The 13,572-nt window shown below is 58.6% G+C and carries 15 protein-coding genes; 2 read left to right on the plus strand and 13 right to left on the minus strand.

The genetic code is table 11. The annotated features are described in order from the left end of the window. Positions 1 to 20 precede the first annotated feature (20 nt). The 10 genes from ACR0C5_RS02775 to yajC all read right to left on the minus strand — a co-directional run bounded on the left by ACR0C5_RS02775 (position 21) and on the right by yajC (position 7,012). Positions 21 to 560: a DsbE family thiol:disulfide interchange protein gene (locus tag ACR0C5_RS02775; RefSeq protein WP_170782651.1), complete on the minus strand. Its 540-nt coding sequence runs from the start codon at positions 558 to 560 to the stop codon at positions 21 to 23. Next, the gene (ccmD, locus tag ACR0C5_RS02780; protein ID WP_170770430.1) at positions 553 to 711 is read right to left on the minus strand and encodes a heme exporter protein CcmD; all 159 of its coding nucleotides are present in this window, start codon (positions 709 to 711) and stop codon (positions 553 to 555) included. The genes ACR0C5_RS02775 and ccmD overlap by 8 nt, the downstream gene beginning before the upstream one ends. Further along, the gene (locus tag ACR0C5_RS02785; RefSeq protein ID WP_170770428.1) at positions 708 to 1,481 is read right to left on the minus strand and encodes a heme ABC transporter permease; all 774 of its coding nucleotides are present in this window, start codon (positions 1,479 to 1,481) and stop codon (positions 708 to 710) included. The genes ccmD and ACR0C5_RS02785 overlap by 4 nt, the downstream gene beginning before the upstream one ends. A gap of 61 nt (positions 1,482 to 1,542) precedes the next feature. Beyond that, complete coding sequence (gene ccmB / locus ACR0C5_RS02790; RefSeq protein WP_170770426.1) at positions 1,543 to 2,199, minus strand: heme exporter protein CcmB; 657 nt, start codon at positions 2,197 to 2,199, stop codon at positions 1,543 to 1,545. After that, the gene (gene ccmA, locus ACR0C5_RS02795) at positions 2,196 to 2,810 is read right to left on the minus strand and encodes a heme ABC exporter ATP-binding protein CcmA (RefSeq protein WP_480502584.1); all 615 of its coding nucleotides are present in this window, start codon (positions 2,808 to 2,810) and stop codon (positions 2,196 to 2,198) included. The genes ccmB and ccmA overlap by 4 nt, the downstream gene beginning before the upstream one ends. A 146-nt stretch (positions 2,811 to 2,956) precedes the next feature. Further along, on the minus strand, positions 2,957 to 3,310 hold the full coding sequence (locus ACR0C5_RS02800) for an Mth938-like domain-containing protein (protein WP_170788846.1): 354 nt from the start codon (positions 3,308 to 3,310) through the stop codon (positions 2,957 to 2,959). A 9-nt stretch (positions 3,311 to 3,319) separates the two neighbouring features. Further along, positions 3,320 to 4,078 carry a sulfite exporter TauE/SafE family protein gene (locus ACR0C5_RS02805; protein WP_480874385.1) on the minus strand — a complete coding sequence of 253 codons (759 nt, stop codon included), beginning with the start codon at positions 4,076 to 4,078 and terminating at the stop codon, positions 3,320 to 3,322. Beyond that, positions 4,059 to 5,027 carry a protein translocase subunit SecF gene (secF, locus tag ACR0C5_RS02810; RefSeq protein WP_170770422.1) on the minus strand — a complete coding sequence of 323 codons (969 nt, stop codon included), beginning with the start codon at positions 5,025 to 5,027 and terminating at the stop codon, positions 4,059 to 4,061. Before secF ends, ACR0C5_RS02805 begins: the two co-directional genes overlap by 20 nt. 2 nt (positions 5,028 to 5,029) lie before the next feature. Then, on the minus strand, positions 5,030 to 6,691 hold the full coding sequence (gene secD, locus ACR0C5_RS02815) for a protein translocase subunit SecD (protein ID WP_480874388.1): 1,662 nt from the start codon (positions 6,689 to 6,691) through the stop codon (positions 5,030 to 5,032). A 33-nt stretch (positions 6,692 to 6,724) separates the two neighbouring features. Beyond that, a complete protein-coding gene (yajC, locus tag ACR0C5_RS02820; protein ID WP_170770420.1) occupies positions 6,725 to 7,012 on the minus strand; it encodes a preprotein translocase subunit YajC in 288 nt (95 codons plus the stop codon). Between the two features lie 201 nt (positions 7,013 to 7,213). On the opposite strand from yajC, the gene ACR0C5_RS02825 reads away from it, so the two are divergent. Both ACR0C5_RS02825 and serS read left to right on the plus strand, forming a co-directional pair. Then, positions 7,214 to 8,875, plus strand: coding sequence for a mechanosensitive ion channel family protein (locus ACR0C5_RS02825; protein ID WP_480874392.1), 1,662 nt, complete (start codon positions 7,214 to 7,216; stop codon positions 8,873 to 8,875). 72 nt (positions 8,876 to 8,947) lie between these two features. Next, entirely contained in the window at positions 8,948 to 10,240 is a 1,293-nt protein-coding gene (serS, locus tag ACR0C5_RS02830) for a serine--tRNA ligase (RefSeq protein ID WP_480874395.1), read from the plus strand. 53 nt (positions 10,241 to 10,293) lie between these two features. On the opposite strand, the gene ACR0C5_RS02835 is transcribed toward serS, so the two are convergent. From ACR0C5_RS02835 to der, 3 genes are all read right to left on the minus strand, one after another. Next, entirely contained in the window at positions 10,294 to 10,866 is a 573-nt protein-coding gene (locus ACR0C5_RS02835) for a helix-hairpin-helix domain-containing protein (protein ID WP_170770415.1), read from the minus strand. A 76-nt stretch (positions 10,867 to 10,942) separates the two neighbouring features. Next, positions 10,943 to 11,929: a fatty acid desaturase gene (locus ACR0C5_RS02840; protein ID WP_170770413.1), complete on the minus strand. Its 987-nt coding sequence runs from the start codon at positions 11,927 to 11,929 to the stop codon at positions 10,943 to 10,945. 165 nt (positions 11,930 to 12,094) lie between these two features. Further along, positions 12,095 to 13,558 (minus strand): ribosome biogenesis GTPase Der, encoded by a 1,464-nt coding sequence (gene der / locus ACR0C5_RS02845; protein ID WP_480502593.1) that lies wholly within the window; start codon positions 13,556 to 13,558, stop codon positions 12,095 to 12,097. Positions 13,559 to 13,572 lie beyond the last annotated feature (14 nt).

The raw sequence follows: 13,572 nt of genomic DNA on the forward strand, positions 1-13,572 counted from the left end.
AACAGAAGAACGGGCGGGCTTTATTTGCCTGCAGCTTTTTCCAAGGCTGGGCGGATGGTGCCTTCGATCACGCGTTGGGTGATGGGTCCGGCAAAGCGCAGGATTATGGTGCCTTCGCCGTTGATGACATAGGTCTCGGGTACGCCGTAGACGCCCCAATCGAGGCCCATTCGGCCCTGTTCGTCGCGACCGATGCCAGTGTACGGATCGCCGAGTTCGGTCAGGAAGTCTTCGGCATTGTCCAGTTGGTCTTTGTAGTTGATGCCGTAAAGCGGGATGCCTTCGTCGGACAGGGCCTGAAGGTTAGGGTGTTCCACACGACATGGGGCGCACCAGCTGGCCCAGTAATTGACCAGTTTGACATTCCCGTCGCGCAGCGTGGCGTCGTCGAAATTGGGTTTGCCTTGAAATTCGGTCAGGACGACCGGTGGCGCGGGCTGGCCTTCGCGGGCGGATGGCAACGCGTTTGGATCGTCGCGGAACATGCCGATGCCGGCCAGAACGGCAAAGGCGCCAAAGATCAGCGGTGGCGCGATCATCAGAGGCGAGATTTTAGCCATTGCGGGTCATCCGTTCTTCGAGTTTTTCCATCTCGGTCCGAACCTTGCGGCCGCGCATCACGCTGAACAGGATCAGCGCTGTCAGAAGTCCGATTGAAACCACATAGGACCACAAGACCGTGTCGGCGTATTTTCCAAGATCGGGGATCATCCATTTACCCTTTCCCGTGCCAGCAACGCCTTGATCCGGCGCGCGCGAATTTCCGTACCCGTGCGGTAGAGCACCAGCGCGATGAACAGTAGAACAAACCCGATGATGCACAGAAGCAGCGGGTAGAAATAGATGTTGCTGACTTTTTCCTCGGTATCCGCCCCGGTAATGGCAGCTGCACGCATCACCGATGCGCCTTGGTGCAGACCCTGATTCCAGAAATTCACCGCATAGCGGCTGAGGATCGCAAAAACCGAGCCCACCAGACACAGGACCGAGGTCAGGTCGGCGGCGGTGTCGGGGTCTTCGATCGCTTCCCACAGGGCGACATAGCCCAGATAAAACAGGAATAGGATTAGGAAGGAGGTCAGGCGCGGATCCCAGGCCCACCAAGTACCCCACATGGGCTGACCCCAAATCGCGCCTGTCGCCAGTGCGATCAAAGTCATCACGATGCCGATTGGCGCAGCAGCACGGGCGGCCAGAGCGCTGACATGGTGGCGGCGCACCAGCCAGACCAGCGAGGTCGCCAGCATCATCAGCCAACAATTGATCGCCATCAGCGCCGCCGGAACATGCAGGTAGATGATCTTGACGGTCGAGCCTTGTTTATAGTCATCCGGCGTGAAGAAAAACCCCCAGATCAGCCCCACCACGATGCACGCGATAGAGGTGATCCAGAAGAACGGCATCACCCGTTCGCTGGTCGCAAGGAACTTGCGCGGGTTGGCGTATTCCCAGAGGGCATTGGCTTTGGCTGCGATAGACATGGGCCTTATCTAGTCCGAGTCGGGTTCGTTCTCAATTGACCTTGGTCAAAGTTTGAGCACGTCACCGAAGGTTGATGCGTAAAACGGCGGCGCTGGCAAAGGGCAGCAGTGCGATTGTGGCGGCGGTGATCCCCGCCAGCATGAGCAGCGGGGTCTGGGTCTCCATCCCCGTGGCGCCACGGCGGGCCACTTCAGCGCCGAAGATCAGCGTGGGCACGTAAAGCGGCAGGACCAACAGCGACAACAGCAAACCGCCGCGTTTCAGGCCGACGGTCAGGGCTGCGCCGAAGGTGCCGATGACGCTCATGGCGGGGGTGCCGATCAGCAGCGAGATCACCAGCCACGAAAAGCCCGGCACCGGCAGATTCAGCAGCACGCCCAGAAACGGCGCGGCCAGAACCAGTGGTAGGCCTGTGGTCAGCCAGTGCGCAAGCGCCTTGATCGTAACCACGGCTTCCAGCGGCAGCGGTGCCGTGGCCAGCAGGTCGAGCGAGCCGTCCTCCCAATCCAGCGCTAACAGGCGGTCGAGCGACAGCAGGCAGGCCAGCAGTGCGCCCAGCCAAAGCACACCAGGCGCGATAGTCGAAAGCAGAGAGGATTGCGGCCCGACCGAGAATGGCACCAGCACGGTCACGATCAGGAAGAAAGCCAGCCCAAGGCCGAAGCCCCCTCCGGCGCGGAAGGCCAGTTTCAGGTCACGCAGCAGCAAGGCGATCACAGGAAGCCTCCGTCGAAATCGTCGATGGGTTTGGGTTTGGCCTTGTTGGGGCCGACATCCAGAACCTCTCCGTCAAGGCCCAAGTCTATATGAGTGGCGATCAGGGCTGATCCCCCCTGCCCCAGGTGCGCGCGCACGGCGTCGGCGAACATTTTCACTGCGTTCTGGTCCAGCGAGACGGTGGGTTCGTCCAGCATCCAGATCGGTCGCCCTGTAACCAGCATCCGCGCCAGCCCCAGCCGCCGTTTCTGTCCCGCCGACAGGTTGCCTGCGTGGCGGTCGGCCAGATCATTCAGAGCAAAGGCGTCCAGCGCCGGTTGTATGCCTTGCGTGCCAAAGACCGAGGCCCAGAAACTAAGATTTTCGACAACCGTCAGCGTGGGTTTCAGCCCGTCGGAATGTGAGGCATAGGCGATCTGATCCTCGGCCCCTTCGATGCGGCCATGCAGCGGCGGTTGTAACCCGGCAAGCGTACGTAGCAGGGTTGTTTTGCCGATCCCATTGGGGCCGCGCAGGATCAGTGCTTTGCCTGCAGGCAGTGTAAAGCTGAGCCCTTCGAGCACGGGAATGCCACCACGGGTGATGGCCAGATCGGTCACGGTCAGTGTCATAGCGCTCGCTTAGCGGATTGTGGGGGCGGACAAAAGGTCGGAATTGACGCAGAGCTTTAGACGGAACGCGATGTGGTTGGGGTGGGAGTGAGGGGCCAGCCCCTCACGCTCCCCGGGATATTTTTGGCCAGATGAAGGGAGATCCGTCAGACCGGGAGCGCGGCAAGGGCGATGCGGCGACCTTCGGAGAGCAGTACGTTGTAGGTTCGGCAGGCGGCGGGGGAATTCATGATCTCGACCCCGATACCCGCATCTTCAAGCGTGTTACGCAGTTTGGCGGGAATATGTGCCAGCTCTGCCCCGGTGCCGATGAACAGGACGTCAATGTTGGCGGCAAGATCGAGGAGCGGTTGGGCATCCTCATAGCCCCGCCATTCCGAGGTGCCGGTTGGGCCGGTGAGAACCGCGCCGTGAAAGAGCGCGCCGCCCACGCGGAAGAAACCGGGGCCGTAGCCATCGACAGGGGTGGCGTTGGTATAGGTGATCTCGTTCAGGCGCATGGGTGCGTTCTAGCCCCAAAGTGGTAGGCCCGACAAGGCCGCAACGGCAATCACTAGATACGCGGCAGCGCGGTAGAGCCTTTCGTGTTCGGGGCGGAACAGTTTGCCGCCCAGCCAATTGCCGATCAGGTTTGGCACAGCAAGCAGCAACCCCAGAAGCGCGGCCATTCCGGTCACCCGCCCCATACCTGTGAGGTAGCCCAGTAGCAGAAAGTCGAAGGCAAATAGGAATAGTAGAATGGTGGCGCGGATGACCGTCACTTGCAGTGGGCGGGACATGTAGAACAGTATGACCGCTGGACCAGGCAGGCCTGCCACGCCTCCAAGAAATCCTGCAGCGCAGCCGATGCCGACCACCATCGTGCGGCTGACATAGCCGTGATAGCGCAGACCTAGGATCAGGACCGCCAGCATCGCGATCGACAGGAGGCTAACCGCGTACCGAAAGACATTCACGTCGACCTGCGTCAAAATCCAAAGCCCAAATGGCAGGATCAGGGCGCACCCGGCCACCAGCCGGATCAGGTCGCCCCGGTCAACCTCGCGCCACGCACGGCGCAGGTTGGGGAGCGGACCGAAGATATCCATGATGGTCAGCCCAATCAGCGCGCCGAACGGGCCCAGAAAAGGCGTTGCGATAGGCAGGAAGATCAGCGCCGTGCCAAAGCCGGAAAACCCACGCACGATGCCGCTGAGGAAGGCGGCGCATAGAATAGTGGCCAGCCCTGTGGGGGACTGGCCAAAAAGATCAGGCGTCGATGTTTGCAAACTGGTTGCCCGCCGTGTTCGACGGTTTGGACCAGTCGCGTTTGACCCCCAGCCACAGCAGGATGGTCGAGGCTACGAAGACCGAAGAATACGTCCCGACGATCACGCCCCAGATCATCGCGAAGACGAAGCCACGGATGACGTCTCCGCCCAACACATAAAGCGAGATCAGCGCCAGCAGGGTTGTCACCGAGGTCATGACCGTCCGGCTGAGGGTCTCGTTGATCGAGATGTTGAGGACCTCTTTTAGGTCTTTCTTTTTGTATTTGCGCAGGTTCTCACGCACCCGGTCAAAGACAACCACCGTGTCGTTCAGCGAATAGCCCACGATGGTCAGCAGCGCAGCGATGATCGCCAGATCGAACCGGATTTGCAGTTCCGAGAAGATGCCGATGGTCAGGATCACGTCATGCACAAGCGCGGCCACCGCCCCCAGGGCAAACTGCCATTCGAACCGTAGCCAGATATAGACCAGCACGGCCCCAATCGCGAGGACAACGGCGATCACGGCGGTCTGGATCAGCTCACCCGAAACCTTGGGACCGACGGATTCAACGGACACAAATTGGATATCGGGGGCTGCCGCCTTCAATGCCTCTTCCACAGCCGTTACTGTTGCGGCCGAGACCGCTTCGGCTTCCGCCTGCGCCTGAACGCGGATCATGGCGACGTTTTCGTCCTCGCCAAAGGTCGGGTCGAAAATCTCGGTGATTGTGACATCGCCCAGTTCAAGCGGAGCGATGGCGTCGCGATAGGCACCCACGTCGATCTCTTGCGCCGATTGGGTGCGGATCGTGGTGCCGCCCCGGAAGTCGATGCCGAAATTCAGGCCCTGCAACATGAAGGACGTAAAGGCCAAGACCATCATCAAGCCGGAAATACCCAGCCAAACCTTCCAGCGGCTGAAGAAATCGAACGAGGTTTCTTGAGGGACAAGTTTCAGTCTCATGATCAAACCTCGATCGTTTTCGGGCGGCGCCGTTCGAACCAAATCACGATCATCAGGCGCGTCACGAAAATCGCGGTGAAGACCGAGGTGAGGATGCCCAGACCCAGAGTGATGGCAAAGCCCCGCACCGGTCCGCTGCCCATGGCAAACAGGATTGTCGCCGTGATGAATGTGGTGACGTTTGCGTCCAGAATTGCCGACAGTGCCTTTTCATAACCCAGCTCAATTGCACGGGCTGGACCTCGGGCGGATTTCAGTTCCTCGCGGATACGTTCAAAGATCAGCACGTTGGCATCCACCGCCATACCGACTGTCAGCACGATCCCCGCGATCCCCGGCAAGGTCAACGTCGCCCCGATCAGTGATAACAGACCAAACAGCAGCCCGACGTTCAGGATCAGCGCTATATTTGCGAAGATACCGAACAAACCATAGCTGAGCGCCATGAAGACCAGGACGGCAACAAAGGCCACGATGGTGGCCACCTTGCCTGCGTCGATACTGTCTTGTCCCAGCTCGGGGCCGATCGTGCGTTCTTCAAGGAACTCCAGCCCTGCCGGCAGCGCACCTGCGCGCAGCAGGACGGCCAGATTGGTGCTTTCCTCAACCGTGAAATTGCCGGTGATGATGCCCGAACCACCCGGAATATGGCTTTGGATCACCGGGGCCGAGATCACTTCGTCATCAAGCACAATCGCAAAAGGCGCGCCGATGTTCTCCAGCGTGTAGTCGCCGAATTTGCGGGCACCGGACGTGTTAAAGCGGAAATTGACCGCAGGGCGGCCGTTCTGGTCGAACGCGGGTTGGGCGTCGACCAGTTCCTCACCCGTCACTACGGGGGCGGATTCCAGAATGTAATACACACCGTCTTCATCAAGCGAAGGGACGACCTCTTGCCCGATGCCCGGCGCGGTATCCGCATCGGTCGTGCGGCCAGCAACCGGATTGAAGGTCAGTTGCGCAGTGGTTCCGATGATCTCTTTCAGCTCACCCGCGCTGCCGATGCCAGGCACCTGGATCAGAATACGATCCGCGCCCTGGCGTTGAATGGTGGGTTCACGCGTGCCGACCTCGTCGATACGACGGCGGATGATCTCAAGCGACTGTCGAACGGTGCGATCATCCGAGGCCAGCTTCTCGGCATCCGACAGTTGCACGACGATGGTGTCGCCTTCGGCGCGGGCTTCGATATCAGTGGCCCCTACCCCGGACAGCGTCTGCACCTGCCGGGCTAGGCCACGCACGACTTCCAGTGCGCGCGCCATGCCTTCGGGCTGACTGATACGCACCCGAATCTCATCTGGGGCTGAGTTCTGACGGCGGATGGTGCCTACGGTCGCCCGCTCATCCCGCAGCGCGTCGCGGATTTCAGGCCACATGGCATCCATACGGGATTCGTAGACATCGCCGACCTTAACCTCGGCCAGCAAGTGCGCACCGCCCCGCAAGTCAAGGCCCAGATTGACCAAGGACGACGGCAACCAGTTTGGCCACTGCGCCGCTTCGGCCTGCATCTCGGGCGTGTCGATGCCAAGCTCGATCGCGGCCTTGGCATCGTTGGATTGTTCAACGCGCGTGTAAAACGCATTCGGCAGGGCCATCAGCAGGCCGGTCACGCAGACCAGCCAGATCAGAACCCGCTTCCAGGTATCAATGTGCAGCATTACCCTGCCTTTTCAAGGATTTGACGCGCGACGTTACTTCGCCGGTTCAGTCTTGTTCAGAACCTGCGCGATGGTCGATTTGACGACGCGAACCTTGACACCCTCGGCCAGTTCAACCTCGATCTCGTTCTCGCCTTCCTTGACCTTCGACACTTTGCCGATCAGGCCACCCTGCGTGACCACCTGATCACCCCGGCGCACAGCTTCGACCATGGCCTGATGTTCCTTCATCTTTTTCTGCTGAGGACGGATCAGCAGGAAATACATGATCGCAAAGATCAGGATCAGCGGGAGAAACTGGGCGATTGCGCCACCTTCCATGGGATATTCCTTTTGGTTTGGTGTTTGCGGAGGGCCCGCAAATTTTGCGAGAACCTATTCTTTGAACTGACTGTTTGCAAGGAATGGCGGTACAGGTTTTTGCACCGAAACTCAGATAATGCGCAAAGATTTGGCCAAGCGTTGCAGTTAAGTCCTAGAAACAAGCGCTTGCGTCGATATAGTTGAACCGCGGGAGGTCCAATGGCGCACATTCATCTGAAACTGGGATTGCTACTTCAGATACTGGTCACGACCCTGTGGGTTGGCCTTTGTGCGGCGCCTGCTTCTGGTCAGGAAACTGTCGAAGCACCTGTCGAAAACGAAGAACAATCCGAGACCTTCAAAGCACCCGTTATCGTCGACGGCGATACTCTGTTTTTCTTACGTGGTTCCAGCGCACTACCAGCATCGGAACGCGCCGAAGCAGTACAGGAAAAAATAATAGAAGCGGCCGAAGCTTCAGATAACCTTGAAGTCACAATCACTTATGAGGATACTGAACTCGGTACACGCATACTGGTCGACGGACTTTCGGTATCGGTTGTGACGGTCGCCGACGCGGAACTCGAGCAGATTGAACTGGAAGTTCTCGGTTTTCTCCATGGCGAGGCCATCGAGCAAGCTATCTTGGCCTACAGGTCCAATCGAACTGATCAAGCGCGAGTTTCCGGAGCGATCGAAGCCACCGCATGGACAATAGGCTTTGGTGTCTTTGTAGCCATCATCCTTTGGCTGCATCGCAGGATCAGACGCAAAACGCTGAAATTCGTACAACGGCATCTGAAGGACGTGGAAAACGCCACCGCAAAAAGCGTTCAGGCTGAAGCGATTGCCGCACTGGTTCGATATACCCTGAATTTCGTCCTGCTGGTGATCTTCTTTCTGGGTTTCTACTATTATCTGTCCTTCGTCCTACTCGCCTTTGCCGAAACACGGTACTTCGCGCAGCTTCTGCTGACTTACCTGACTGAGCCTGTTCTACTGATCTTCAAGGGCATCCTTAGTTACATCCCCAACTTGATCATGCTGGGTCTAATCAGCTGGGTCACGGTTTATATCATTCGGGGCATGCGGGTGTTCTTTGACGCCGTTGAGGCCGGGTCCTTCGATCTGGGGGATTTTGAGAAACATTGGGTGAGCCCAACCTTCAACATCGCGCGTGTCGTCGTCATCCTGATCGCGCTGGTCTTTGCCGTTCCTTACATTCCGGGATCAGATTCGGCTGCCTTTCAAGGCCTGACCATTCTGGTGGGCGCAATGCTGTCGCTGGGCGCAAACTCGGTCGTTTCAAACATGCTGGCGGGGCTGTTTGTGATCTATCGCCGCTCGACCTCGATTGGGGACCGCATCCAGATTGGCGATCACATTGGCGACGTGGTGCAGATCAAGCTGATGGAGACGCATCTGAAATCCATCAAGAACGAACTGATCTCGATCCCCAACGCGCAGTTGATGAACTCGGACGTGGTGAATTTTTCCAAGAAAACCGATGGCAGCGGGCTGTTACTGCACACCACTGTCGGCATCGGCTATGAGGAACCGCCCGAAAAGGTCGAGGCCATGCTGATCGAGGCCGCCCGCCGAACCAAAGGGATCAAAGCCAAGCCCGAACCCTTTGTTTTGTGGACGGCTTTGGCCGATTACGCGATCAATTACCAGATCAACGGCTATAGCACGCGGGGCAGCATCATTCCCAAGATCCGATCCGACCTGCACCGCAATATCGTGGCCGTTTTTAATGAAAACGGCGTACAGATCATGACCCCATCTTACATGGCTGATCCACCCGAACCCAAGATCCCGGTCGGAGAATGGGATGGCCATCTGGCGCATGAATCCCACGAGGGCGCGGATAAGTCGTAACCGGTGCTACACCCTGCCTTTCAGATGGTGCATAAGCGGTCTCAGTGATTCACGCATTCAAGGATCTGAGACATGCACGACATCCGCGCCATTCGCGAAAACCCCGCCGCCTTCGACGCCGCCCTTGCGCGCCGTGGGGACGCGCCGGTGTCGTCGGACCTGCTTCGGCTGGACGAAAGCCGCCGTGCGAAAATTCTGGCAGCTGAGACCGCTCAGGCCGAACAGAACAAGGCCAGCAAAGAGGTCGGCGCCGCCAAAGCGCGCGGCGATGAGGCCGAGTTCGAACGTCTGCGCGGGCTAGTCGCCGAGAAAAAGGCCGAGATCGCCCAAATGCAGACCGAAGCCAAGGATCTGGACGCTCTGCTGACAGACCAGCTGATCCGCATCGCCAACCTGCCTGCCGAGGACGTGCCCGAAGGCGCGGATGAAAATGACAATGTCGAGGTCAATCGCTGGGGCACCCCACGCGAACTGGACTTTGCCCCGAAAGAGCATTTTGAAATCGACGCCGTGCAAAACGGCATGGATTTCGAGACCGCCGCGAAATTGTCCGGCTCGCGTTTTGTGCTGCTGTCCGGCGGCGTCGCACGCATCCACCGCGCGCTGGCGCAGTTCATGCTGGACACGCATATCAACGAGAACGACCTGACCGAGGTCAACGGCCCCGTTCTGGTTCTGTCGGAAATGATGCAGGGCACTGGTCAGCTGCCGAAATTCGGCGAAGACAGCTATCAGACGCGCGAAGGCTGGTGGCTGATCCCGACGTCCGAGGTCTCGCTAACCAATATCGTCAACGACACGCTGATCGAGGAAAACTACCTGCCCCGCCGCTATACCGCGCATTCGCTGTGCTTCCGGTCCGAGGCCGGTTCTGCCGGCAAAGATACGCGCGGGATGCTGCGTCAGCACCAGTTCGAGAAGGTCGAGATGGTCTCGGTCGCGCATCCGGACAATTCCGACGACGAGCAGAAGCGCATGTTGCGCTGCGCCGAAGGGATTCTGGAAAAGCTGGGCGTGCCCTATCGCACCGTGATCCTGTGTACCGGCGACATGGGCTTTGGCGCGCGCCGCACCTATGACATCGAAGCCTGGCTGCCCGGTCAGGATACGTACCGCGAGATCAGCTCGGTCTCGACCTGTGGAGACTTTCAGGCTCGTCGCATGAACGCACGCTTTCGTCCCGAAGGCGGGGGTAAGCCAGAATATGTCCACACGCTGAACGGCTCGGGTCTGGCGGTGGGGCGTTGCCTGATTGCAGTGCTGGAAAACGGCCAGAACGCCGACGGCACCGTCACCCTGCCCAAGGTGCTGGCTCCCTATCTTGGTGGCAAGCTGACACTGCAACTGGACGGCAGCTTGGCATAAGAAAACCGGCGCGCCACAGCCGCCGGTTCGCAAATCTCAAAGGCGAGGAAGGGTTACTTCTTCGCCTTTTTCTTTTCTTTCTTCTTGTCTTTATTCTTGTCGTCTTTTTTCTTCTTGTCCTTGGACTTGTCGTCCTTTTTGGACTTTTTGTCCTTCTTCGCCTTTGCCTTCACCTTGTCCTTGGCTTTCGAGAACACGGCCTCCATCTCGGCGCGTTTTTTGGCGGCCTTTTCCGCTTTGGCTTTGGCCTTGGCTTTTTTCCGTGCTTTGGCTGCAGCGGCATCTGCGGCTGCTTTTTCCTCGGCCGCTTTGCGGGCCGCCGCCTCAGCCGTTTTTTCGGCAGCGGCCACCGTCTTGCGCGCGACCGGTTTACGCGCCGCCGGTTTGCGCGTCGATGTTCGGCGTGCGGCTGGCTTGGTGGCAGCCGGCTTGACGGCTGGTTTGGTCGAAATCGCCTCTTTCGCTGCAGCGATCAGCAGCGGCGCACGCGCGACACCAATTCGGGGGACCTTGACCAGATCGGCAGGGCTTGCCTTGGCGATGGCTTCTGCGGTTCTAAAACCGTTTGCCGTAAGCGCTTGTCCTAGCGCTTCGCCCACACCTTTAACGTCGGTCACTGAGGTCATTCCTTGTCCTTTCTGTATCTCCAAGCAGATGTATATACACTGAATATACAGATCCGCAAGCCGTATGATCCCAGACCTAACTGCTATGGGCCAAGTTGGCTGTTTGTCGTTTCTTTGGGAACGGCACCAGGCGTTTGGCGTCTTCGTCCCACAGTTTGAGGTTCAATGCCGCCACCGCTTCGGGGAACTTGATCCGGCGCGGCGTGTATTCGGGCGGTAGGTTGTAGTGACATTCCCGCAGTCGGTAAGACGGGATACGCGCGTTGAAATGGTGGATGTCATGCAACGTAATGCAGGCCACCGCGTTGTCGAACCACCAACCGAAATCCAATGCGGACGACCCCTGCAAAGCCGCCAGTTTAGGGTCCAGGTCAGGACGCCGATCCCAATAGGTATCCTCAAAATTATGCTGGAGATATACAAGGAATACGCCCAGCATCCCACCCAACAAAGAGAAGACAAGCCACACCAGAATGCCGGTACTGCCCGCTATCAGGTACAGCAGCCCCAGAAACACGATGATAGACAGGTTGTGCAGAACGACACCGGTCACACCGAACCGCATCGTGTTCTTGGGCCAGCGATAACGGATGAAATAGGTGAACAATGCGCCCACTGGGACAAGGATGAACGGATTGCGGTAAAGGCGATAGAACAAACGGGTTTTCCAGTCCGCCTTAGTCCACTCGCGTACTGTCATCGTGTGAATTTCACCGGTTTCGCGATGTTCCAGGTTTCCGATTCCGGAATGGTGCAGATTGTGGTTCTGCTTCATCACTTCGAACGGGGCAAAGGTGAAAGGTGACAGCCCATGCCCGGCCCATTCATTTTGTAGACGTGTTTCGAAAAGGGAATGGTGGCCGCAATCGTGCTGCAAGACATACAGGCGCACGGCGGCAAATGCGAAAACAATCCCGGCGGGGACCATAATATACCAGCGATCCACATAAGCGATGGCCAGCGCAAGCGATGCAAAATACACCGCGAAAGTCCCAAAATAACTGAGAGCCGCCAGCCGGTTGTCCTGCACCGCATATTGTCGCGTGTATTCTCTTAGATCCATCCAGCCCGCCCCTCACGATGGCCCGGTTTAATATCAATTTGAAATTAAGCGTGGAATTCTCACATGCAACCCGCACGCGCGAAAACAAATGCACGCCAGTGAATGCTAGCGTGCAGTTTGGGGCCTGTCACGCCCCTCAGCCGAAAATGCTGCGATTTGGCGAGGTTACGCGCGCCCTTTGAGATGTTTGGCCAAAGCACCGGCGTTTTTCTTACGCCGTCCTTTGTAGGGGTTCTTGTCGCCTTGGCCGCGCAATGTCAGGCGGATGGGCGTACCGGGCATGTCAAAATCCTCGCGCAAGCCATTGATCAGATAGCGGTTATAGCTTTCGGGCATCTTGTCGGGATGCGAGCACATCACCACAAACCCCGGCGGGCGGGTTTTGGCTTGCGTCATATAGCGCAGCTTGATCCGGCGGCCCTGCGGTGCCGGCGGTGGGTGCTGTTCCAGCATCGCAGTCAGCCAGCGGTTCAGCGCAGCCGTGGGCACACGGCGATTCCACACATTATGCGCACGCAGGATGGCCGCACGCAGACGTTCCAGACCCCGGCCCGTCTTGGCGGACACCGTGATCAGAGGCGCGCCGCGCAGTTGCGGCAGCAGCCGTTCAAAGGATTCCTTGAGGTCGCGCAGTTTCTCCTGCTTGTCCTCTTCAATATCCCATTTGTTCACTGCGATGACGACCGCGCGACCTTCGCGTTCAGCCAGATCGGCGATACGCAGGTCTTGCTGCTCAAATGGAATTGCTGCATCCAGCAAAACCACCACGACCTCGGCGAACTTCACCGCGCGCAACCCGTCGGAAACCGAGAGCTTTTCAAGCTTTTCCTGCACCTTGGCCTTTTTGCGCATGCCTGCCGTGTCGAAAATCCGCATCGGCGTGCTGTCGCCATCCGGATCGGCCCAGTCTACCCGAAGGCTGATCGCGTCGCGGGTGATCCCGGCCTCGGGGCCGGTCAGCAGACGATCTTCGCCCATGATTTTGTTGATCAGGGTGGATTTCCCGGCATTCGGGCGCCCCACAACGGCCACCTGCAGCGGCTTGGCCGCGGTGATCAGAGGGGTTTCGCCCTCACCATCCTCATCCAGTTCGATATCGGTCTGGGGAGCGTCATCGACGGCCTGCTCCTCGGCTGCATCAGCCAGAGGCATCAATTGGGTATACAGGTCCGTCATCCCCTCGCCATGCTCGCCCGACAGTCGGACGGGTTCGCCAAGGCCAAGGTTATACGCCTCAAGCACACCGGCATCGGCGGCTGAGCCTTCGGCCTTGTTCGCCGCAAGGATCACATGTTTCGAACGTTTGCGCAGGATATCGGCAAACAGCTCATCGGTCGGTGTCACGCCAACCCGCGCATCGATCATGAACAGACAGACATCCGCCATGTCTACAGCGCGTTCTGTCAGTCGACGCATCCGGCCCTGCAGGCTGTCATCGGTGGCGTCCTCAAGCCCGGCGGTATCAATCACGGTAAAACGCAGATCGGCCAGACGCCCTTCGCCCTCGCGCAGGTCACGCGTCACGCCGGGCTGGTCGTCGACCAAGGCCAGACGTTTACCAACAAGGCGGTTGAAAAGGGTGGATTTGCCCACATTCGGGCGCCCCACGATGGCGAGGGTCAGTGACATGACGTTCAACTTTC

The organism is Ruegeria sp. N8 (genome assembly GCF_056531325.1).